The following is a 21655-nucleotide window of genomic DNA, read 5'->3' on the forward strand; positions in this document are numbered from 1 at the left end:
AAACCTTTATACTCCTGCGTCGAACCTCTTCAAAATTCATGATTATCAAATCGTTGCTATTCATTACAGCTTCCTCTCCTTCAGGTTTTATCTATAAAGAGGATTATACCAAGAATAGATTCACATACAAGAATCCTTATATCATCCAATATTGGCCTCATCTATTGAAACCAGCGTCCGTCATACAGATTTTGCTTTTTTAGCATCACCATCAGACGGCTCATGGACAGAATCATAACAACAAACAGCAGCATCAGAAAATAGGGGAAAACATTCAAGCCAAGCGATTGCCCCAGCAGACCAAACAACGGAGGCATTAGTGCGATTCCCACATAGGAGGCAGCCATCTGAGTGCCCATCATTGACTGTGAGATCTCTTTGCCAAAATTTCTTGGTGTTAAGTGCAGGAGATTTGGGAAGATCGGTGCGTTGCCAAGGCCGACCAAAAATAGAGCGGCAGCCGATACAACAGTGGGCAAGGGCAGCATGAGCATGACAATCGCCGCAACGAGGATACACTGTCCGATTTGAATTAATTTCCAACTGGTCAACTTATTCGCGGCCAAACCCGCCAGCAGCCTTCCTGTAGCCATTCCGACGTAATACAAGGTAAGGCATTTGGCTGCACTTTCTACAGACAAGCCTTTGGTATATACAAGGAAGGTGCTTCCCCAAATGCCGGCTGTGTACTCAATCGCACAGGAAGCGATCAGCATCAGCCACGCCGCTCTCGCCGAAGGCAGCTTAAACAGGTATGCGATACTGACCGTTTTGGAAGCCTCATCCTTCGCCTCCTGCTTGTCCTGGTTTGCTATCCTCCATAATGGTAATGAAAACAAGGTAATCAATGCGATGACACCTTGGATCACGAAGACAGTGTAGTAACCGCCTCGCCAATTGTCCTGCTCCGAAAGTGCCAGCGACATCAAATACGGGCTTATCGAAACCCCAATGCCATAAAAGCAATGCAGCAGATTCATGTGACTGGACTTATAGTGGAGCGCCACGTAATTGTTGAGCGCTGAGTCTACAGCTCCGGCTCCTAATCCGAGCGGAATGGCAAACAGGCAAAACCATGCCAAACTTTGTGAATAAGAAAATCCAAGCAGAGCGGCAGCGGTCATGACAACGCTAATTGCCGTGACCTTGCCTGTGCCATATTTGTTGATCACCTTTGCACTGATCAGACTGGAAATAATGGTACATCCCGAAATGATAAACGTCACATATCCCGCCGCCGAAACCGGCAAGCCGAATTCCTGATTAATTGCAGGCCAGGCGGTCCCGAACAGCGAATCCGGTATCCCTAAACTGATGAATGCGATGTAGATGATGATTAAAAGAAGTGTAGCCATAATTCCCTCCTGAGATATCGTCTAATAGATAAACGGATGCCAAATACAACAGTTTGCACATGAGTATAAATATATCACATGAAAATGTTGATTTACTTGCAGTATTGCTCATGTTTATAGTACAATATCGCCAAAAACGGAGGCGCTTGAATTGCAATCAGCGGTTGCTACAGATAAACAACTTCGGGAGTTGGCAACACATGGCTCCAAACCATTTCCAATCCAATTTTATCTGGACGATACGGACAATTTCCCGAATCACAACGTCAATCGACATTGGCATGATGAATTGGAGTTTGCCGTCATTCAGGAAGGGAAGGCGGATTATCTGATTGGCGAAGAGAGCGTGCAGCTCTGCCAAGGGGATGGGATTTTCATTAATTCAAAAGTCATTCACGGTTATGAGGCAGGGGAAAGAGCGGTTGTGCCCAATATCGTATTTGGTTCGGAGCTGATTTCGGGCGGGAATCAAACGGTATACCAAAAATTTGTACAACCCGTATTGTACTCTTCCATTTCTTGCTTATCTCTAAGCAATCAGATTGATTGGCAAAGCGAGATTTTGCAATCCTTGCACAGGATTTTCCGCTTATTGAATTCGGAGGAAGAGACAAGAGAGCTGGACGTACAGATCAACCTCGCCTCCATCTGGCGCATATTGTATATGAATAGACAAGCCTGTATGGAGTTGCCGCAAAACGCGGGTTTCCAGACTACTCAGGCACGATTGCGGCTGATGCTGGAGTACATTTATGAGCATTATACGGAAAAAATCCGACTTGCAGATATCGCCTCTGCCGCCAAGGTAAGCAAAAGCGAGGCGCTGCGCTGCTTCAAGGAAGGGGCAGATACTTCTCCCGTGGACTACCTGATCCAGTTCCGCTTGAATAAAGCCAGGAAACTGCTGCAAACCACGACAAATACCGTTACGGAAATAGCCGGAACGGTCGGTTTTGAAAATGTCGGATATTTTGGCCGGATGTTTAAGAAGGCATTTGGCACCACACCCCAAAATCTGCGAAAGCAGGGGGCAGGGACAGCAAAAGGATTTGTTGAATGTTAGGGTAAAATCCCGGATTCCTGGTCACCCATAACGAGGCGGGAGACTCGACAGAATGGAAATATGCTGGTAGACTATTGAGCGTAATAATTACGAATAATAGGTGAGAGAACAATAGTTGAAAGGAGTCGGCTAGATGAAAGAGGAAGCGTTGTATGACCGGTGGTGGCATGCACCGGCGGAAAGCGAACAGCAAATGGAAGATAGCCACGCTCCCTTTTGGGAGAAAGTGCTGGACCGCATAGTGGAGAAAGGGGAGCTGGAGAATTTCTCCGTTCTGGATTTTGGGTGCAATCAGGGCGGCTTCCTGCGATATCTGTACGCCCGGCATCCGTTCAAGGAAGGGGTAGGAACCGACTTGGGCATCGAATCAATCAGTGTCGCCAATGAACGGAAGGGGGACTTGCCGCTCACATACGTAGCGACAGCGTCTCCGGAGCAATGGGGACAGCGCTTTGATCTGGCCATTAGCACCGCGGTGATCTACCTAATCTCCGATCTGCGGGAGCATGCCCAAAAGCTCAAAGCGGCGCTCAAACCTGGAGGCGTCTATTACGCAAGCTACAGCGATTACAGCAACAATCCGAGCCTGCCCTACATGCGCGAGAAAATCGACAGCGGCGGCAAGCTTCCGATGAATCTGCACTCGCTCGACGAGATAGCCGGGGCTTTCCTTGCGGAAGGGTTCGCAGCGGGCATTACCCGGCTGACGCCGAATACGTACATTCCGCTGTCCGCAAATGAGCGGTTCTTCCAAAGCGTGCGGGACCGCATTCAATATGAGTACGAAGAGGCCTATCTGTTCCGTTTTACAGCGCCTTTATAAAGGTTGTTCAAAAAGTCGACTTCCCCATGACGAAGCAGGTTCAAGCAGCGGAATCGACGTCGAATCATTGAATTCGGCCGGGCCTTCCGTTGCTCACGCAGGTTTGCCTACGCTCGCTACTCAGTCCCTGGTTTCATCATCCAACCTTCTCGGTTGCTTGGCGGGAGCGGTCTGGCCACAGACCGCTCCCGCTTCTTTTCATATGTTGCGACTTGCTTACAAATTCACTTTTTTAGAAGAAAGAGATATAATCAATGGCGTGTTTGGAATCCTTAGGGGCGGGGAGGAAACCGTCATAACGTTTCGAGACCTCCAAGTCTTATGCGGAAAAGGACATGCGTTATAAAACAAGGCCGATCGGCATGAATACGATTTCCATCTGGACAAGGGCGAGCAGCATCTGGATGGGAAAACCGCACTGCAATACGTTCGTTTTTGTCATGATGCCATGTCCGATTTTACGCGCACCCAAAGTCAGTCGCGACTTCCTTAAAGCGGTGGCCTATAAAATTTAATTGATAATCGTAAAAAATACGATTAATATAATAGAGGACTGCTTTTGTTTACGAGGAGGGTAGAGTTATGGGGTTAAAAACAAGGGCAATTTGGGTCGTCAATTAATCGTAATTTTTACTATTAAAAGAGAGGGGAAGAGCGTATGGAGAGAGGAATGTTGATGGCTTGGTATGAAAGAAGCTTTGGCGAGGACTATTTGCTTGTTTACAAGCATCGCAATCAACAGGAAGCTGACCGCTTTGTTCAACGGGTGATGGACTGGTTGCGGTTGCCGGTGGGAAGTCGGGTACTCGATCTTTGCTGCGGAGCGGGCAGACATGCTCTGGCGCTAGCCCAAGCCGGCTATCGCGTCACGGGCGCGGATCTTTCCCCCGTGTTGCTGCAAAAGGCTAAAGAAGCCGATGCTGCCGGATGCGTCAGGTGGGTTGAAACCGATATGCGCGCATTGCCGGAAGACGGCACTTTTACGGAAGGCTTCGATGCGGTCGTCAATTTGTTCACTTCGTTCGGCTATTTCGAGACCGACGGCGAACAGCTGAACGTCCTGAAGCAGATCCGGAAGGCGCTCATACCGGGCGGCCGTTTTGTCATCGATGTGTTGAACGCCGGATATACCCGGGATCATCTTGTTCCCTTTTCCAGGCGGGAGGAGGACGGGGCGCTCATTATCGAGCGCCGGTCGATCCAACAGGGCTTTGTGTTCAAGGATATCGTGATTGAAGAACCGGGGAGCGAGCCCCGAAGCTATAGGGAACGCGTGAAGCTCTATTCACCGGAGGGAGTGGAAAGCCTGTTGAAAAGCGCGGGACTTCGGCTGGACGCCATGCGTGGAAGTTACGACGGGGAAGCTTACGACGAACGGCGTTCTCCGCGGATGATCCTGCTGGGGGAACGGGAGCCATGAACAATGGGACGCAACCCCAAGCTGCCGGGAGCCGCTTCCTGTTCTCCGGGATTGTGATCATGCTGGCCGCCTTGCTGCTGGTATCAGTTACGGTCGCGGTGATGCTGGGGCCGGTGGCAATCGATCCGGCGACCGTCTGGAAGATCGCATTTTCCCATGTGCCGGGCTTCTCCGGATGGGTGGAGGAAACCTGGAGTGCCGGTCAAGGGCATATCGTATGGGATATCCGCTTCCCCAGAGTCCTGCTCGGAGTAATCGTCGGTGCCGGATTATCCGTTGCTGGCGTCGCCGCGCAAGCGCTCATGCGCAATTCGCTGGCCGATCCGTATATTCTTGGCGTATCGTCGGGAGCTTCGGTCGGGGCGACACTCGTCATCCTGTTCGGAGCGTTTCAATTTTTCGGACAATATGCCTTGTCTCTCTCGGCTTTTCTCGGTTCGCTGGCCGTGATGGGGATGGTGTATCTGCTGGCGCGGGTAAGGGGAACCCTTTCCACCACGAGGTTGTTGTTGTCGGGAATCGCCATTTCCATGATGATGTCGGCGGCCACGAATTTTATCGTTACGATGGCACCGCGGGAGGAGGGCATCCGCACGGCGCTGTATTGGATGATGGGCAGCTTGACGGGGGCGAAATGGGCCTATTTGGGCCTCCCTGCTCTCGTTGTATTCGCCGGCGCTGCGCTGCTGTTATTCCAGTATCGGGCGTTAAACTCGCTGTTGATGGGCGATGATGCGGCCGTTACCCTCGGCGTGGACATCCAGAGTCTCCGGATCGGCTTGATCCTGATCCTGGCTTTACTTACCGGCACCCTGGTAGCCATCAGCGGCTCCATCGGGTTTGTCGGGCTGATGATTCCGCATATCGTCAGGCTGCTTGTCGGGTCGGACCATCGCCGGGTGCTCCCGATCAGCTTGCTGCTGGGAGCCATCTTCATCGTATGGGCGGATGTCCTGGCCAGACTCGTCCTGGCGCCGGAAGAGTTGCCGATCGGCATCGTTACCGCGTTATGCGGCGGCCCGTTTTTTATCTGGCTGCTGCGGCGCAGCTCGTATTCATTCGGAGGTGGACAAGAATGAACATCACAGTGGAGGATTTATCCTTTGGCATTCGGGACAAACGCTTGATCGAAGGCATTTCCCTGGAAATCCGCGAAGGGGAGTTCATCGGGCTGATCGGTCCGAACGGCAGCGGGAAATCGACACTGCTCAAAAATATGTACCGCGTGCTGAAGCCCGACTTGGGCGGTGTCTACCTAAACGGACAGGATTTATCCCGCATGACGCATAAGGAAACGGCGCGGCAGCTGGCGGTCGTCAGCCAGGAAGCAAACGTCGCTTTCGATTTTACGGTCTGGGACATTGTCATGATGGGGCGCGCTCCCCATAAGCGCATGCTGGAGGCGGACTCCGTGCAGGATCGCGAGATCGCGGAGCAGGCTTTGGCGCGGGTAGGTCTGGGGCATGCCGCCTTCAGCAGCTTTTCCACCTTGTCGGGGGGCGAGAAGCAGCGCGTCCTGATCGCAAGGGCGCTGGCCCAGGAAGCCGGCTTTTTGATCCTGGACGAACCGACCAACCATCTGGATATCCGCTATCAGCTGCAGATGATGGATTTGGTCAAGACGCTCCGGTTGACCTCGCTCGCCGCGCTTCACGATTTGAACATTGCCGCCTATTACTGTGATCGCATCTATGTGCTGGAGGCCGGCAGGATCGTGTCTTCGGGGACCCCCGATGAAGTGCTGCACCCGAATCTGCTGCGCCGCGTGTTCGGTGTGGAGACGCAAATTTCGCGGCATCCCTGTACGGGAAGACCGTCGATTACCTACTTGCCGGAGATGATCGAAAACCGATGAATAAGGAGGGAGAAAGATGGCTTTGACCCGTTGCAACTATTGCGGATATGCGTATGACGAATGGAACGGAGACACGCGAAACGGCGTGCCGTCGGGAATTCCGATGGCGAAGCTGGCGGGAACGGTGTGTTCGCGTTGCGGACTTCAAGGCGTCCGGCATGAGCGCCAGCCGAGTCCGAAGTATGAAGGGGATGAAGCGGAGTATTACGAGCAGTTTGCCGGCAAAGCGGGGATCGACTTTTACCGGAATTGGCTGGAGACCTCGGCGAAGCCGGTCAGGGCGCTGGAGCTTGGCGTCGGTACCGGGCGTTTAGCCGCCGAACTTGCCCCGCGGACGGAGCGGTACTGCGGCGTCGATTGGAGCCCGCGCATGCTGAAGACGGCGGAAACGAAACGAAAGCGCCTCTTCAAGAGCGAAGCGGAAGAACGGCTCCAGCTGGTAGAAACGGATGCCCTGGATTTTTGCTCCGAGGCGGCCTTTACCCACGCCCTTTGTCCCGACGGATTCCTGCAGCATTATACGCTGATGGAGGAGCATGTCGCATTGCTGCGCAATTTGCATCGCAGCTTGGAGGACGGGGGCCACGTCGCTGTGGATGTGCATTTGCCTCCGGCCGGCGCAGGTTGGCAAACGCGGCAAAGGAAGCAACTGCAGCCGAATAAATGGGTCTCCCGCCGTCTGGAAGGGGAGACGTCCCTGTCCCGGCAGCTGTTTCGCTGTACCATCGATTACGAAACGTATGTCGACGGCGCGATGGCTTCGCGGTACCGGGTCGAACGCGAATTTGCGTTGATCACGCCCAAGGAGGCCGCTCTGCTTCTGGCCTCGGCAGGCTTCGAAGCGACCCGGGCCGTATGGAATTTCGGCTTGGTCGAGCCCTGGCCGACGGCAGTTCCGTTCGGAATAAACCGGACGACCGACGGACTCGGCGAAGCGGAAACGATCAAGGAAGCAATTGCAGCGGGGAAGGACGTACTGCCGTATCGCCCTTATATTTGGGGGAACGGCGGATATCCGCTTGCCAGCGCAATTCCAGGCGAAGCGCCGGATGCTCCGGCAACGGTGACGCTGATTGCCCGCAAGCTTTAGGAGGCCGTTTTGAACTCGCGCTATTACAGAACAAACAACGATCCTACGAAGGAGAAAACTTATGAAAAAGATCATCAACCCGGCGTTTCTGCTGGTCATTCTTATTTTACTGGCGGTTCTGTCCGCCTGCAGCGGCGGCAATGGTCCGTCTGCCTCGCCCTCAAACTCTTCCGCCACCCCTCCAGCGGGCGGGGAGGCCCCCGTCGAATTGGAGAATATGGGGGAGAAGCTCCGTTTCCCGGAAGCGCCGAAGCGAGCCGTAACGCTCAATCAGCATGCGACCGAGGTGATGCTGGCGCTGGGCCTCGAATCGTCGATGGTGGGGACGGCCTATCTGGATGACCGCATCCTGCCAGAATTCAAAGAGAAGTATGAACATATCCCGGTATTATCGGATAAATATCCTTCCAAAGAGGTTTTTCTGGACGCTTCGCCCGATTTCGCTTATGCGGGCTGGCAAAGCGCGTTCACCGAGGAGACGCTCGGTTCCCGGGCGGATCTGGCCGCTCAAGGCGTGCTGACCTATGTGCAGGAATCCTCCAATAAATCGAAGCCGACGCTTGATGACGTGTATCAGGACATTTTGAACATCGGGAAAATATTCCGCATCGAGGCCCGGGCCGAAGCGCTGGTGGACGAGATTCGCGGCGGACTGGAAGAGATTCGGACGCAGATCGGCCCGGTGGAGCAGCCGCTTCAGGTTTTCGTTTATGACAGCGGGGAAGACAAGGCGTTTACGGCGGCCAATACGTACTTGACCAATCTAATTAATCAGGTTGGCGGGAAAAATATTTTCGATGATATCGACAAGGGATGGGCGGAAGTAAGCTGGGAAGAGGTGGTACATCGCGACCCGGAAGTGATCGTAATCGTCGACTACGGGGACGAAACCGCGGAGCAAAAGAAGGAGCGCTTGCTGAACATGGCCTCGCTGGCCGATGTGAAGGCGATTCGCGACGCGCGCTTTATCGTGCTGCCGCTGTCGGCGGCGGCCGAGGGCGTCCGGGCGCCGATCGCGCTAAAAACGCTCGCCGCCGGGATGTATCCGGATCAAGTCAAGCCGTAACTTAATCGACGTGAAGTCCTCATAAGCCGGTTACACAAAAAAGAAGCGGCACGCTAATGTGTCGCTTCTTCTTTAGGTTCGAGCTGTTTTAGTCGTTTTAGTCGGCTACGCAGGCGGCAAATTGTTTTTGGAACCAGGCCTCGTCCAAATTCCGGCCGATCACGACAAATTCGCTGGCAGGCACCTCACCGGGTTTCCAATCCCGGTCCGGGTATGCGCCGAACAGCATGTGAATGCCTTGGAAGACCACTCTTTTTTTGCTGCCTTTGATATGGAGCACCCCTTTATAGCGAAAAGTATCCACGCCGTGTTCAACCAGCCATTCGCTAATGAAACGCTCCACCTTTTTCAAATCGAGCGGGCGGGATTCGCGGAAAAACACGGAGGAAACTTCGTCATCGTGGTCATGGTGCTCTTCCTCCAGGAATCCGGGTTCAAGCTCCAATTTTTTCTCCAAATCAAAAGCGCTGATGCCCAGAATGCGGTCGATTTCGATTTGCGACTGCTGCGTACGGTAGATCTTGGCGGCCTGATTCATCGCGTGCAGACGCCCTTCCAACTGCTCAAGCTCTTCCTCGGAAACCAGGTCCGTTTTGTTGAGCAGCAGCACATCGGCAAACGCAACCTGCTCCTGCGCTTCATGTCCTTCGTCCAGATGCTGTCCGGCATGCTTGGCGTCCACGACTGCGACGATCGCGTCCAGTTTATAGAAATCGGCTACTTCATCATCGACGAAAAAGGTTTGCGCCACCGGCGCGGGATCAGCCAGGCCGGTGGTTTCGATCAAGACGCGGTCGAAATCGGCCTTGCGGCGGCCGCCCTTTCCTTGCTTCGCAGCTTTCAAATCGGCAAGGATGCGGATGAGATCGCCGCGCACCGTACAGCAGATACATCCGTTGTTCATTTCAAAAATTTCTTCGTCTGCGCCGACGACCAGTTGGTTGTCGATGCCAACTTCGCCGAACTCGTTGACAATAACGGCGATTTTCTGGCCATGCTCTGCGGTTAACACATGGTTCAGCAGGGTTGTTTTTCCGGCGCCGAGAAATCCGGTCAACACGGTTACGGGAATACGGGGATCTTGCATAGTGCTCATTACTCTCGCTCCTTTACCACAAAAATTGCGGCTTTTGTTAATCGTAAAATTTACTATTAATTATAGGCTCTAGTGAACGGATTGTCAAATTTTGAGATACCAACAAAATGTTGACGCTTTCAAAACCGTGATATATAATTCAATTAATCAAATACACCCATTAGACATGTGACTGGTAAAGCAGGCAGGATCTAAAATGACAAATCTTTTATTTGTCGTTTTAGGTCCTTTTTTTATTTGCATAAAGGCCTGCGTCCTTTCGCATAATTTTACAAAAGGAAGGAGCATTGGACATGAATTACAAACAAACCGCCGCGGAGGTTCTAAAGTATGTGGGCGGCAAGGAAAACATCGCCCATTTTGAACACTGCTCGACAAGACTGCGCTTTACCTTGATCGACAACAGTAAAGCCGATATCAAGCGGCTCGAAAGTATTCCCGGCGTGATCGCCGTTAAAATGACCGGTCAATGCCAGGTCGTCATCGGCAATGAAGTGGTTGAAGTTTATGAGGCGGTCCATCAGTTGTTGGGAGGTTCGCCGAATCCGAATTCGGAATCTGCTGCTGCGGCATCCGAGGTGAAACCGAAAGAGAAGAGAAAACTCGGCAGCGTAATTTTGGACTTTATCGTCGGCGTGTTTCAGCCGCTGATTCCGGCGATTGCCGGGGCCGGGATGTTAAAGTCGTTGTTGCTGCTGCTCGGGTTAATGAATGTTTTGGACCCGGAAGGCCACACTTATAAAATCCTGTTTCAAATCGGGGACGCCGCGCTTTATTTTCTCCCATTATTGGTGGCTGTTACTACCGCCAATAAACTGAAAGTCAATACATTAGTGGCTCTGGCTGCCGTCGGCGCTTTGCTGCTGCCGAACATGACGGCCATGCTCGGGGAAGGCGCCCAGTTGTTCGGCCTTCAGATCAAAAGCATCGCCTATGCCTATCAGGTCTTTCCGGCGATTCTGACCGTTTTGCTCTATGCCCAAATGGAAAAATGGTTTGTGCGAATATCACCGAAGGTGATCCGGATCTTTTTTGTCCCGATGATGTCGCTGCTGATTACGGTTCCGATTTCATTATTAATTTTGGGTCCGCTCGGTTATACGCTCGGTGAAGGTTTCTCAGCGATCATCTTAGCCTTGTTTGATAAGGTGGGGTGGATAGCCGTAGCGCTCTTGGCCGCCGTGTTGCCGCTGATGGTATCGGTCGGCATGCACAAAGCGCTCATTCCTTACGCACTCTCTGCGATGGGAAGCACCGGCAAGGAACTGCTCTATATGCCCGCTTCGCTGGCTCATAATATCGCTGAAAGCGGCGCCTGCTTCGCGGTTGCGGTACGGACCAAAGATAGAGCGCTGAGAGCCACGGCGATTTCGGCCGGGATATCCGCCTTGTTCGGCATCACCGAACCGGCCTTGTACGGGGTCACGCTCCAAAATAAAAAAGTACTCGGCAGCGTCATGGTCAGCTCGCTGATCGGCGGGGCGTATACCGGCATCGTCGGCTTGCAGGCTTATGTGCTGGTCGGACCGGGATTAGCCAGTTTATCCATGTTCATCTCGGAAGAGCTGCCGCGGAATATCATTAACGCCGTCATCGCGCTCGTTATTTCCTTTGTGGTTGCCTTCGTTTCAGCCTTTATTCTCGGCAAGGACCATAAGGCCAAGGCGGAAGAGCGCCAATCGGTTAACCAGCTTACCGAGGCAAAAGAGTTCAAAAGCCCGGTGATCGGGGAAATGATTCCTTTGTCCGAAGTGAAGGATGAGGTCTTTTCCAGCAAGGCGATGGGCGAGGGGATTGCTGTCATTCCCGCCAAAGGCGAATTGTACGCGCCCGCGGACGGCAAAATTGAAGTCATTTACAGCAGAAACCATGCGATGGCCATGCGTACGGAGAACGGCATCGAGCTGTTGTTCCATGTAGGGATCGATACCGTCCGCTTGCGGGGCAAATATTTTGAGCCTCAGGTGCAGGTCGGAGATGAAGTGAAAGCCGGCGATTTACTAATGAAGTTCGATCTCGAAAAAATTATTGAAGAAGGCTACGATCCGGTAACCATCGCCATCGTGACCAATAAGGACAAATACAAGGTGGAGGTTGCCGATCTAAAACAGGTGAACCGCCAGGATACTTTGATGGTTGTAACCGCTTTAGAAAATTAAACCAAGGGAGAGAATAGACATGAGCAGAGGATTTCAAGAGAACTTTTTATGGGGCGGCGCCATTGCCGCGAATCAGGCGGAAGGTGCCTGGAACGTGGATGGGAAAGGTCCGTCCGTCGCTGACATAGCTATGTACAGACCTCATTTAAATGTCGAGGATTACGAAGCGCACCAGACCGTGACCACCGAAATGATCGAACGGGCGATGCAGGACCCGGACGTCAAAAAATATCCCAAACGCAGAGGAATCGATTTTTATCATCGGTATAAGGAGGATTTGGCGCTGTTTGCCGAAATGGGCTTCAAGGCGCTGCGCGTCTCGATCGCCTGGAGCCGGATTTTTCCGACCGGGGAAGAGAACGAGCCCAATGAACTGGGGCTGAAATTTTATGATGGTTTGTTCACGGAAATGAGACGGCTCGGCATCGAGCCGATCGTCACGCTTTCCCACTATGAAATGCCGCTTGCATTGAGCGTCAAATACAACGGGTGGGCGGAAAGAAAGGTCATTGATGATTTCGTCAAATTCAGCAATGTCTGCTTCTCGCGGTATAAGGACCTGGTGAAATATTGGCTGACCTTTAACGAAATCGACAGCATCATCCGCCATCCTTTCACGACCGCGGGTATTGTCCCGGACCGTTGTCCGGAGGGCAAGGTGGAAGAAGTCATTTATCAGGCGCTGCATCACCAATTTGTCGCCTCGGCGCTGGTGACGGCGGATTGCCACCGCATCATTCCGGGCAGCCAGGTAGGCTGCATGCTGACGATGCTGACGACCTATCCGAATACCTGCCACCCCAAAGATGTTGAAATTACGCTGATGAGGAATCTGCATACTTATTTTTACGCGGATGTGCAGGTATTTGGAGAATACCCGCCTCTGATCGAAACCATGCTTGAGCAGAAAAATATTCATCTGCAAATGGAACCGGGAGATAGGGAGATTTTGCGAAAGCATACGGTCGATTTTGTCTCCTTCAGCTACTATATGTCATTAACGGAGTCCGCGAAAGAAGGGCTGGAGCGAACGTCCGGCAATACGATCACAGGGGTGAAAAATCCTTATTTGCCCGTTACGGATTGGGGATGGCAGATCGACCCGGTCGGCCTGAAAATTTCCTTAATCGAGTTATACGACCGCTACAGAAAACCGCTGCTCATTGTGGAAAACGGCATGGGCGCCGTGGACCGGGTGGAAAGCGACGGCTCCATCCATGATGACTACCGGATCAATTATTTCAGGGAACACTTTAAACAAATGAAAGAAGCGGTGGAAGCGGGCGTCGACCTGTTTGGCTACACAAGCTGGGGACCGATTGATATCATCAGCGCTTCCACGTCCCAGATGTCCAAAAGATACGGCTTTATTTACGTCGATCAGGACGACGAAGGGAACGGCACGTTGCAGCGCAGCCGCAAGGATTCTTTTTACTGGTATAAAAAAGTGATTGAAACCAATGGCGAAAATTTGGATTAGTTCCCCATCTTTTGATTAGGGAGGTAACCCGTGTGATCAAAATCAAAAAAGTGTTGAATTCCAGCGTAGTTTTGGTGGAGGATGAGCAGAGCAAAGAGTACATTCTGTTTGGCAAAGGCATCGGCTACGGCCAGAAAGCGGGCAATACCGTCGAGGAGCACCAAGCCGATCAAATCTTCGTACCCGTCGAAAATGTCAAAGTCAAAGAGTATCTTGGCGTATTGGACGCTATTCCTCCGGTATACGTGGAACTGACCGGGCAAATCGTGACTTACGCGGAAAAGAAGCTGCAAACCAAGCTCAACACGGGGATCTATTTTACCCTTATGGACCATTTGCATTTTGCCGTGGAACGCTATCACAAAAATATCGCGATTGCCAACAAAGTGTTTTGGGAGATTAAAAATTACTATGCCGAGGAGTTTGAAATCGGACTCTTCTCCTTGGAGCTGATCAAAGAAAAGCTGCACATCGACATGCCCAAAGAAGAAGCGGCCAACATCGCTTTTCATTTGATCAATGCCCAAAGCGGGGAGAAGGAATCCAGGGACAGCATGAAGATGGCCAAAATGATCGGCAGCATCGTCAACCTGGTGAGATACTCAATGAATATTGATATGGAAGCGGAAAACGTTCATTATACCCGTTTTGTAACCCATGTAAAGTTTTTTGTGGAGCGGTTTTACAAGGATAAGATGCTGGAGAATACGGACAATATCCTGTTTGAGCAAATCGCCAGCCTGTACCCGCAGGCGATGGACGGGGCGTTCAAAATCAAGGAGTATATTCATCAGGTATACGGAAAAACCATTCCAAACGAGGAGCTCACCTATCTGGCCGTGCATATTCACAGGCTGATCTCCCATAACCAGTTGGCTTAGATTAGACGGAGGTTCTTCCATATTGAATTTGAACCGAATTATGATTTCGTTCATTGGATGTTTTATTATGGGTTTAGGCGTAAACGCAGGATATGTTCCCGTTCACTTATTCAGTACAGGATTTCCGGGAATCGGGATTCTCACGCTCTATACTCTAAATTGGAGTCCGGGGATCATCGTGTTTGCTCTTAACGTCCCCTTGCTATTGCTGGCTTGGAAACGGATTGGCCGTTCCTTCGTGATCCAGACCGTGATTGTTGCAGGGGCTCTGTCCGTCTTCCTCGACCTTTTGTATCCCATCCGAAATTGGGTGCACCCTCCGCTATGGTTAGGCATTCTGATAGGCGGGGCATGCCTGGGATTCGGGTCGGGCATCGTTTTTAGTCAAGGGCTGACCAGCGGTGGGGTTGGACTGATAGGACGGTTAATTCAACTTCATTTTCCTAATCTAAAGATGGGTACGATTCATATCGCATTTGATTTTGTGGTTCTTTTACTTGGAGCTATGATCATGGACATCAAAACGGCATTTTTCACATTCCTGGCATCCCTCATTATGGGACGAACGATGGACTTCACAAAATCGGTGCCCCATCTCATTGCAAGATTCCGCCGGGCATAACGGTATCCCGATAATATTATGATCTATACTAATCGCCCTTCAACTGGCCTGGCAGGCTAGTTGAAGGGCGATTTCTATGAGGTTTGAGGCGGCTCAAAAATTGCAGCTTATCAAAATTATTGATATTGATAATCATTATCACCTGTGTTAAGATGATTTTGTTTAGTACTGAACAAAAAAGTAATGATCTATTGCTGCCACTGAATTTGGTCCGCAATTACTACAAGAGAGGGGAGATTGCGAAATTGGAGTTTCAAAATGATTTTAAAGGTCATCTTTACGAGCAGTATATAAAAATGCTGCATCTGAACGAGTTGTATATGGAGCATGAAATTGACATGTTTCGGCAACAAGCCAGAGAGCACCAGATCGACATGCTTTCTAACAATATTACCAGTGTCCACGTGATCGATTGCATTGGTGATTATGAACCTATAAACCATACCGGAATTGTGAAGAAAATGGATTTGTCCAAAGCAAGCATTACTAATATTTGTTCAAAGCTGCTGGAAACGGACTTTATTAGGAAGAGTCAGCTGAACAACAATCGGAAGGAGATTTATTTTAGCTTAACGGATAAGGGAAGACGTGTTTATCATTTGCATAAAAAGCTGCATCAAGAAAAGGAAGAAGGTTTTTACCAATTTATTGAGTCCTATTCAGAGGCTGAGTTACAGACGATCGGAAAATTTATGAGTGATTTGTTGGCGCGTGCCGAAAAACTCTACGGAAGGGAAGTACGGGAGAATGACGACCTTAAAGATTGAGGAATTAAGAAGCAAGATTGAAGGCAAAGAAATTTTAAAAGGACTCACATTGGAGATTCATGGCGGAGAGATTCATGCGATTATGGGACCTAATGGAACGGGAAAAAGTACGTTGGCTTCGGCCTTAATGGGCCATCCCAAATACGAAGTTACGGACGGCAAGGTGACATTGGACAATGAGGATCTTCTCGAGATGGAGGTGGATGAGCGTGCCCGGGCAGGCTTGTTCCTCGCGATGCAATACCCGAGTGAAATTGCCGGCGTGACGAATTCTGACTTTCTCAGAAGCGCCATCAATGCCCGGCGTGAAGAAGGCGATGAGATCTCCTTAATCCGTTTTGTCCGTGAAATGGAGAGCAAAATGAAGGGGCTGGAGATGAACTCGGAATTTGCGCATCGTTATTTGAATGAGGGATTCTCCGGCGGTGAAAAAAAGCGGAATGAGATTTTGCAAATGATGCTGCTTGAGCCCAAATTCGTGATTCTGGATGAAGTAGATTCCGGGCTTGATATTGATGCACTGCGTATTGTGGCTAATGGTGTAAACGAGATGCGCAGCCCGGATCGAGGTTTTTTGATCATTACTCATTATCAGCGCCTGTTGAATTATATTACCCCCGATTTTGTGCATGTCATGATGCAAGGCCGGATTGTCAAATCGGGCGGCCCGGAGCTTGCGCACCGTCTGGAAGCCGAAGGGTACGATTGGGTGAAAGAGGAACTTGGGATTACGGATGAGACGGTAGGCGAGGAAGTTTAAAAGCGGGAGAGGAGGAAACGCAAGTGGGTATACCGACAGGAATTTCAATGAATGCGAATGCTTTACGCGCTTGGTCAAGTGCTATGGATGAGCCTCATTGGCTGCTTGAACGCCGGATTCAGGCACTCGAGCTGGCAGGAACGCTGGAGCTGCCTAAAGTGGAGAAAACCAAACTTGAGAAATGGGATATCTACGAAACCGGAGATTACAAAGCGGAGCATCCGTGGTCAAGTTTGGAAGAGGCGCCGGAGGTTGTTCGAGGCTTGGTTGCTTCTCCAGTGATAGGCGGACTGATCGTTCAGTACAATTCGGATGTAGTGTATACGGAATTGTCCGAGGGCTTAGCCGCCCAGGGAGTCATTTTAACGGACCTGCATACTGCGGCAAAAGAGCATGAGGAGTTGGTTCAGCGTTATCTCTATCAGGCAGTGAAGCCGGAGGAGCATCGTTTATCTGCTGCACACAGCGCCTTATGGAGTGGCGGCGTGTTTCTATATGTCCCGGACGGTATCGAGGTTGAAGCGCCGATTCAAGCGATCTTTCTTAACGATACAAGCGGGGTGCGATTCGCCCCTCACGTCTTAATTGTGGCCGGAAGCAACAGCAAGATCATCTATGTAGATCATTGTGTATCAAGCGGGGATGATGTCAAGGCATTGCATAACGGTGTGGTTGAGGTCTTTGCGGGAGCGGGCTCGAAGGTGCAAGTCGCTTCGGTTCATCAGCTTGCTGCAGCAACAACGGATTTCACCGAGCGGCAGGCGGTCGTTCTTGCCGATGGGGCCGTAGAATGGATTATCGGCGAGATGAACAAGGGTTATACCGCCAGCGATACCAAGACTTTGCTTCAAGGCAATGGGTCGGTATCCGACACGAAGGTGATTGCAATTGGCACGGGCGTTCAAAAATCGAGCTACACAACGCAAGCCCGGCATTTTGGCAGAAGCTCGGCAAGCCAGATGATTACGCGTGCAGTCATGCTTGATGAAGCTACCGCCATCATTAACGGAATTACAAAGATTGAAAAAGGCGCAACCCATTGCGATGGTCAGCAAACAGAACGCGTGCTTATGTTAAGTCCTAAAGCCCGCGGCGATGCCAATCCGATCCTGCTGATCGATGAGGATGATGTAACCGCCGGTCATGCTGCATCCGTGGGGCAGGTCAATGCGGAACAAATCTATTATCTGATGTCGCGCGGGATATCACGGAGTGAAGCCGAATATCTTGTTATTTTCGGATTCCTCGCTCCTGTCATTTCGGAAATCCCGCTAGAGGGGGTTCGCGGCCGCCTGCAAGATTTGGTGGATAGCAAGCTCGGCAGATCCTAGCAAATCAAATGAGTCTGAAAGGTTAAAAAGGAGTGTTACTAATGGCTAAACAAGCGCCGGATATGGGCGAGTATAAATACGGGTTTCGCGACGGGCACCAGTCTATTTTTCAATCCGGAAAAGGTCTGACTGAAGAGATTGTCCGGGAAATATCCCGAATCAAGGAAGAACCGGAATGGATGCTCGATTTTCGGCTGAAAGCTCTGAAACAATTCTACAAAATGCCGATGCCTGGGTGGGGAGCGGATTTGGCCGGGCTAAATCTGGATGACATCCAATATTACGTTCGCCCTTCGGAAAAACAGGGAAAGACCTGGGAGGAGGTTCCTTCCGAGATTAAAGCCACCTTTGATAAGCTGGGAATCCCTGAAGCGGAGCAAAAGTACCTGGCGGGCGTATCCGCTCAATATGAGTCGGAAGTCGTCTATCATAATATGCGGAAAGAACTGGAGGATCAGGGCGTTATTTTTCTTGATACGGACACTGCATTAAAGCAGTACCCCGAAGTGTTTAAACAATATTTTGGGACGATCATCCCTCCTGCCGACAATAAATTTGCGGCGCTTAACAGTGCGGTTTGGTCGGGCGGCAGCTTCGTATACATTCCGCGGGGCGTTCAGTGTGAGGTTCCGATACAAGGGTATTTCCGTATCAATTCCGAAAATATGGGCCAATTCGAGCGGACACTAATTATTGCCGAAGAGGGCAGCTTTGTCCATTATGTTGAAGGATGTACAGCACCTATTTATAGTACCAGTTCTCTGCATAGCGGAGTTATTGAAATTATTTGCCGGAAAGATTCCCGTGTCCGTTACACGACCATTCAGAATTGGGCTCCTAATATCTACAACTTGGTAACCCAAAGGGCCGTCGCAGAAGAGAACGCCACAATGGAATGGGTGGACGGCAACATCGGCTCCAAGGCAACAATGAAGTATCCGGCTGTAATCTTGAAAGGACGGGGAGCCAAGGGGTCCATCCTTCCCATTGCCGTAGCTGGTAAAGATCAGCATCAGGATGCCGGTGCGAAGGTCATTCACCTTGCTCCCGAGACAACCTCTACGATCATATCCAAATCCATCAGCAAGCAGGGAGGCAAAGTCAGCTACCGGGGGTTGTCCAGCTTCAGCCGCGATTCCGCAGGGTCCAAGTCCAATATTAAGTGCGATACGTTAATTTTGGACAATCTCTCGACATCGGATACGATTCCATACAATGAAATTAAGAACGATCAGATTACTTTGGAGCACGAGGCAACCGTATCCAAAGTGTCCGAGGAGCAATTATTTTACTTAATGAGCCGCGGGCTTACAGAGCAAGAGGCCACACAAATGATTGTAATGGGCTTTATTGAGCCGTTTACCAAAGAATTGCCGATGGAATATGCTGTTGAAATGAATCGGCTTATTCAATTTGAAATGGAGGGAAGCATCGGTTGATTTATTCCTTTCATCCATCAAGCGTTTCACTTAATAGGAGGCATAGGGTGTGTTTTAATGAAGAAAAATAACTCAGACAGCTCAGAATTAGAGCAAATTACTCGAGAGAAAAAGAAAATCCAGTTCTATCTTAGTATGCTCTTAGGAATGGCTACAAGTTGTGGTGTGATGATACCTACAGATCCCATTTATACGATTTTAATGGAACTTTCAGAACAAGAGGCCTCTCTTACAAAAAAGGCAAAGGATCAATCAGAACATCCAGAATGAAAAAGGAAAGAATTGACTGTTGGTAAAACAATGAGAGGAGCTTGCATGATGGAGGATAACGGGATTTTGTTCGACGAAGTATCGGAAGTGCTTTTCAAGCTACGTCCTTTCTTATTGCGTGACGGTGGAGACGCAGAATTGGTAGAGGTTGAGAACGGTATAGCTAAATTAAGATTTTTGGGAGCTTGCAACGGTTGCCCAAGTGCGACGATTACGTTAAAGGCGGCTATTGAACGGGCAATTCTTGAGGAAATCGATGATATTAAGGAGGTTGTACAAGTATTCTAAATTTCTTTTAACGATAAGAAGGTATCGCCGGAAGGGAACTCTTCATGGGTTCCTTTTTCAATAATCATAATGTTCTTCATCATGGGGATGACATTCAGGAGGAAAAATGCCGAATCAAATCAACGAAACCGATTTGTAGGTATTCCCCAAAAAAATAATTAATTGATTACAGGGGCAGATGCTTAGGCAGCTGCCCTGAACTTTTTCAGCTATGACGCCCCAGCCCCGGTCTTAATATACTCCGCGAAATTTTTTTGTAAGTACATAGAATTAATATCCTCTCTCAAATGATGATGGATAAGTTCGTCCAGTTTATCGATTTCCTTATTCATCATAAATTCGAGAAGGGTGCTATGCTCCTGATGGAGCTCCACCAGCTTTTCCTTCCTCAACATATGCAGCCTGCGGTATCTGGCGTAATGGACATTGGACTGCTGAATCAGATTCCACAGGAACTCCCGCCCGGCCAGCCGAAACAGGGATTGGTGAAAAGCGTCGTCCAGATTCATAAATCGTTCGCCGCCTTCGTCTTCATGGATAACGGCCAGCTGCTTGTCCAAAATCTCCTTGAGCTCATGAACGCCTGTGAGCAGAAGGTGGGAGGATAAATATTTGATAATTTCTTTCTCCAGTACGCTGCGCAAATAAATGATTTGTTCCACCGATTCCAAATCAATAAAGGAAACAAGATTGCCTTTCTTCGGATAGATATCGATATAGGACTCCAAACTGAGCTGCTTCAGCACATCGCGAAGCGGGGTTCTTGAGATTTGGAAACGTTCGGATAGGGCGGTTTCGCTCAGAATGGTGCCGGGCTTTAGTTGTAGAGTCAGGATTTCGCTCTTCAGTGATCGCATGATCTCATCTTTAATTGACATGTGGACTCCTGCTTTGATTTCGTATTATCTGGTATACATCATGTTAACACAAATCGAATTCAAGCTAGGTGATAAATTTAACAGACGCTTCCCAAACTTGTGTCTTATGATCATTTCAATCTTGTATACAAGAAGGAGGAGATCATGAAATGAACATGACATGGCGATGGTATGGAGAAGGGAATGACAACATTACCCTTGACCATATCCGGCAAATTCCCGGAGTTATGGGAATCGTCTGGTCCTTGCACGACAAAGTGGCCGGAGAAGTATGGGAAATGGAACGGATTCAGGAAGTGGCCGACCAAATTACAAGCAAAGGCTTCAGTACGGCGGTTGTGGAAAGCGTTAACGTTCATGATGATATTAAAATCGGCTTGCCGACGCGCGACAAATATATCGATATCTATATCGATACCATTCGTAAACTGTCCAAAGTCGGCGTTAAAGTGATCTGCTATAATTTCATGCCGGTCTTTGACTGGACGCGTACAGAGCTGTACAAAGAGCTTCCCGACGGCTCGAACGCGCTCTTTTATGAAAAGGCTGCTATCACGGACAATCCGCGGGAGATGGTGGACCGAATTTTGCAAGGCGCCGGAGAATTTACCATGCCGGGCTGGGAACCGGAACGGCTGGCGAAGCTGGATGAGCTGTTTGCCGCCTATGCGGATGTAACGGAAGAGAAGCTGTTTGCAAACCTGAAGTATTTTTTGGAGCGGATTATTCCGGTGTGTGAAGAAGTGGATATCAAGATGGCGATCCACCCCGACGATCCGGCGTGGCCGATCTTCGGCCTGCCGCGCATTATCCGCAACCGGGACACGATTCGCCGCATGCTGGACGCCGTGGACAGCCCGTACAACGGTCTGACCTTCTGCACGGGTTCGCTGGGATCGAATCCGGAGAACGACTTGCCGGCAATGATCCGCGAGTTTCACGACCGGATTCATTTTGCCCATATCCGCAATGTGAAAGTGTTTGATAACGGGGACTGAGACTGCCAAGGCAC

Annotated in this window: 20 protein-coding genes and 2 pseudogenes; 19 read left to right on the plus strand and 3 right to left on the minus strand. The window is 50.3% G+C overall.

The window, feature by feature from the left end; all coding sequences use genetic code 11:
- Nucleotides 1–161: 161 nt before the first annotated feature.
- Nucleotides 162–1355 carry an MFS transporter gene (locus tag TX85_RS04495; RefSeq protein ID WP_044477916.1) on the minus strand — a complete coding sequence of 398 codons (1194 nt, stop codon included), beginning with the start codon at nt 1353–1355 and terminating at the stop codon, nt 162–164.
- Between the two features lie 151 nt (nt 1356–1506).
- Between TX85_RS04495 and TX85_RS04500 the strand changes: the two genes are divergently transcribed.
- The 8 genes and pseudogenes from TX85_RS04500 to TX85_RS04530 all read left to right on the plus strand — a co-directional run bounded on the left by TX85_RS04500 (nt 1507) and on the right by TX85_RS04530 (nt 8672).
- On the plus strand, nt 1507–2418 hold the full coding sequence (locus TX85_RS04500) for an AraC family transcriptional regulator (RefSeq protein WP_044477917.1): 912 nt from the start codon (nt 1507–1509) through the stop codon (nt 2416–2418).
- A 133-nt stretch (nt 2419–2551) separates the two neighbouring features.
- A complete protein-coding gene (locus TX85_RS04505) occupies nt 2552–3241 on the plus strand; it encodes a class I SAM-dependent methyltransferase (protein WP_044477918.1) in 690 nt (229 codons plus the stop codon).
- A 320-nt stretch (nt 3242–3561) separates the two neighbouring features.
- Nucleotides 3562–3753 (plus strand): annotated as a pseudogene (locus TX85_RS25745) (LCP family glycopolymer transferase); the annotation flags it as partial.
- Nucleotides 3754–3914: 161 nt separating this feature from the next.
- Nucleotides 3915–4661 carry a class I SAM-dependent methyltransferase gene (locus TX85_RS04510; protein WP_101781156.1) on the plus strand — a complete coding sequence of 249 codons (747 nt, stop codon included), beginning with the start codon at nt 3915–3917 and terminating at the stop codon, nt 4659–4661.
- 59 nt (nt 4662–4720) lie between these two features.
- Complete coding sequence (locus TX85_RS04515; protein ID WP_392391831.1) at nt 4721–5740, plus strand: FecCD family ABC transporter permease; 1020 nt, start codon at nt 4721–4723, stop codon at nt 5738–5740.
- Entirely contained in the window at nt 5737–6516 is a 780-nt protein-coding gene (locus tag TX85_RS04520) for an ABC transporter ATP-binding protein (protein WP_044477921.1), read from the plus strand. Before TX85_RS04515 ends, TX85_RS04520 begins: the two co-directional genes overlap by 4 nt.
- Before the next feature lie 16 nt (nt 6517–6532).
- Nucleotides 6533–7606 (plus strand): methyltransferase domain-containing protein, encoded by a 1074-nt coding sequence (locus TX85_RS04525; RefSeq protein ID WP_044477922.1) that lies wholly within the window; start codon nt 6533–6535, stop codon nt 7604–7606.
- A gap of 61 nt (nt 7607–7667) precedes the next feature.
- Nucleotides 7668–8672: an ABC transporter substrate-binding protein gene (locus TX85_RS04530; RefSeq protein ID WP_044477923.1), complete on the plus strand. Its 1005-nt coding sequence runs from the start codon at nt 7668–7670 to the stop codon at nt 8670–8672.
- Nucleotides 8673–8769: 97 nt separating this feature from the next.
- Here the strand turns inward: TX85_RS04530 and TX85_RS04535 are convergent, their stop codons facing one another.
- Complete coding sequence (locus TX85_RS04535) at nt 8770–9768, minus strand: CobW family GTP-binding protein (protein ID WP_044477924.1); 999 nt, start codon at nt 9766–9768, stop codon at nt 8770–8772.
- Between the two features lie 293 nt (nt 9769–10061).
- Here TX85_RS04535 and TX85_RS04540 point away from each other — a divergent pair, with 293 nt between their 5' ends.
- From TX85_RS04540 to TX85_RS04585, 10 genes are all read left to right on the plus strand, one after another.
- The gene (locus TX85_RS04540) at nt 10062–11927 is read left to right on the plus strand and encodes a beta-glucoside-specific PTS transporter subunit IIABC (protein WP_044477925.1); all 1866 of its coding nucleotides are present in this window, start codon (nt 10062–10064) and stop codon (nt 11925–11927) included.
- A gap of 19 nt (nt 11928–11946) precedes the next feature.
- The gene (locus TX85_RS04545; protein ID WP_044477926.1) at nt 11947–13407 is read left to right on the plus strand and encodes a glycoside hydrolase family 1 protein; all 1461 of its coding nucleotides are present in this window, start codon (nt 11947–11949) and stop codon (nt 13405–13407) included.
- 32 nt (nt 13408–13439) lie between these two features.
- Nucleotides 13440–14288 carry a PRD domain-containing protein gene (locus TX85_RS04550; protein WP_044477928.1) on the plus strand — a complete coding sequence of 283 codons (849 nt, stop codon included), beginning with the start codon at nt 13440–13442 and terminating at the stop codon, nt 14286–14288.
- Nucleotides 14289–14328: 40 nt separating this feature from the next.
- Nucleotides 14329–14910 (plus strand): YitT family protein, encoded by a 582-nt coding sequence (locus TX85_RS04555; RefSeq protein ID WP_262362642.1) that lies wholly within the window; start codon nt 14329–14331, stop codon nt 14908–14910.
- Between the two features lie 245 nt (nt 14911–15155).
- Nucleotides 15156–15677 (plus strand): MarR family transcriptional regulator, encoded by a 522-nt coding sequence (locus TX85_RS04560; RefSeq protein WP_049894948.1) that lies wholly within the window; start codon nt 15156–15158, stop codon nt 15675–15677.
- On the plus strand, nt 15658–16437 hold the full coding sequence (gene sufC / locus TX85_RS04565; protein WP_044477930.1) for a Fe-S cluster assembly ATPase SufC: 780 nt from the start codon (nt 15658–15660) through the stop codon (nt 16435–16437). Before TX85_RS04560 ends, sufC begins: the two co-directional genes overlap by 20 nt.
- Before the next feature lie 47 nt (nt 16438–16484).
- The gene (gene sufD / locus TX85_RS04570) at nt 16485–17768 is read left to right on the plus strand and encodes a Fe-S cluster assembly protein SufD (RefSeq protein ID WP_044477932.1); all 1284 of its coding nucleotides are present in this window, start codon (nt 16485–16487) and stop codon (nt 17766–17768) included.
- Between the two features lie 41 nt (nt 17769–17809).
- Complete coding sequence (gene sufB, locus TX85_RS04575) at nt 17810–19207, plus strand: Fe-S cluster assembly protein SufB (protein ID WP_044477933.1); 1398 nt, start codon at nt 17810–17812, stop codon at nt 19205–19207.
- Nucleotides 19208–19264: 57 nt separating this feature from the next.
- Nucleotides 19265–19477, plus strand: a complete 213-nt coding sequence (locus TX85_RS04580) for a hypothetical protein (protein WP_044477934.1) — start codon at nt 19265–19267, stop codon at nt 19475–19477.
- Between the two features lie 48 nt (nt 19478–19525).
- Nucleotides 19526–19765, plus strand: a complete 240-nt coding sequence (locus TX85_RS04585; RefSeq protein WP_044477935.1) for a NifU family protein — start codon at nt 19526–19528, stop codon at nt 19763–19765.
- Nucleotides 19766–19974: 209 nt separating this feature from the next.
- On the opposite strand, the gene TX85_RS04590 is transcribed toward TX85_RS04585, so the two are convergent.
- The gene (locus TX85_RS04590; RefSeq protein ID WP_044477936.1) at nt 19975–20643 is read right to left on the minus strand and encodes a GntR family transcriptional regulator; all 669 of its coding nucleotides are present in this window, start codon (nt 20641–20643) and stop codon (nt 19975–19977) included.
- Between the two features lie 149 nt (nt 20644–20792).
- On the opposite strand from TX85_RS04590, the pseudogene TX85_RS04595 reads away from it, so the two are divergent.
- Nucleotides 20793–21623 (plus strand): annotated as a pseudogene (locus TX85_RS04595) (mannonate dehydratase); the annotation flags it as partial.
- Nucleotides 21624–21655: the final 32 nt, after the last annotated feature.

It is taken from the genome of Paenibacillus antibioticophila (assembly GCF_000455265.1).
Lineage (GTDB): Bacteria > Bacillota > Bacilli > Paenibacillales > Paenibacillaceae > Fontibacillus > Fontibacillus antibioticophila.

What these genes read in the sequence shown, in the direction of transcription:
- TX85_RS04525 (WP_044477922.1), top strand. Translation starts at nt 6,533, where the DNA reads ATGGCTTTGACCCGTTGCAACTATTGCGGATATGCGTATGACGAATGG.
- TX85_RS04540 (WP_044477925.1), top strand. Translation starts at nt 10,062, where the DNA reads ATGAATTACAAACAAACCGCCGCGGAGGTTCTAAAGTATGTGGGCGGC.
- TX85_RS04495 (WP_044477916.1), bottom strand. Translation starts at nt 1,355, where the DNA reads ATGGCTACACTTCTTTTAATCATCATCTACATCGCATTCATCAGTTTA.
- TX85_RS04535 (WP_044477924.1), bottom strand. Translation starts at nt 9,768, where the DNA reads ATGAGCACTATGCAAGATCCCCGTATTCCCGTAACCGTGTTGACCGGA.
- sufC (WP_044477930.1), top strand. Translation starts at nt 15,658, where the DNA reads ATGACGACCTTAAAGATTGAGGAATTAAGAAGCAAGATTGAAGGCAAA.
- TX85_RS04505 (WP_044477918.1), top strand. Translation starts at nt 2,552, where the DNA reads ATGAAAGAGGAAGCGTTGTATGACCGGTGGTGGCATGCACCGGCGGAA.
- TX85_RS04530 (WP_044477923.1), top strand. Translation starts at nt 7,668, where the DNA reads ATGAAAAAGATCATCAACCCGGCGTTTCTGCTGGTCATTCTTATTTTA.
- TX85_RS04520 (WP_044477921.1), top strand. Translation starts at nt 5,737, where the DNA reads ATGAACATCACAGTGGAGGATTTATCCTTTGGCATTCGGGACAAACGC.
- sufD (WP_044477932.1), top strand. Translation starts at nt 16,485, where the DNA reads ATGAATGCGAATGCTTTACGCGCTTGGTCAAGTGCTATGGATGAGCCT.
- TX85_RS04590 (WP_044477936.1), bottom strand. Translation starts at nt 20,643, where the DNA reads ATGTCAATTAAAGATGAGATCATGCGATCACTGAAGAGCGAAATCCTG.
- TX85_RS04580 (WP_044477934.1), top strand. Translation starts at nt 19,265, where the DNA reads ATGAAGAAAAATAACTCAGACAGCTCAGAATTAGAGCAAATTACTCGA.
- TX85_RS04545 (WP_044477926.1), top strand. Translation starts at nt 11,947, where the DNA reads ATGAGCAGAGGATTTCAAGAGAACTTTTTATGGGGCGGCGCCATTGCC.
- sufB (WP_044477933.1), top strand. Translation starts at nt 17,810, where the DNA reads ATGGCTAAACAAGCGCCGGATATGGGCGAGTATAAATACGGGTTTCGC.
- TX85_RS04555 (WP_262362642.1), top strand. Translation starts at nt 14,329, where the DNA reads ATGATTTCGTTCATTGGATGTTTTATTATGGGTTTAGGCGTAAACGCA.
- TX85_RS04515 (WP_392391831.1), top strand. Translation starts at nt 4,721, where the DNA reads ATGCTGGCCGCCTTGCTGCTGGTATCAGTTACGGTCGCGGTGATGCTG.
- TX85_RS04585 (WP_044477935.1), top strand. Translation starts at nt 19,526, where the DNA reads ATGGAGGATAACGGGATTTTGTTCGACGAAGTATCGGAAGTGCTTTTC.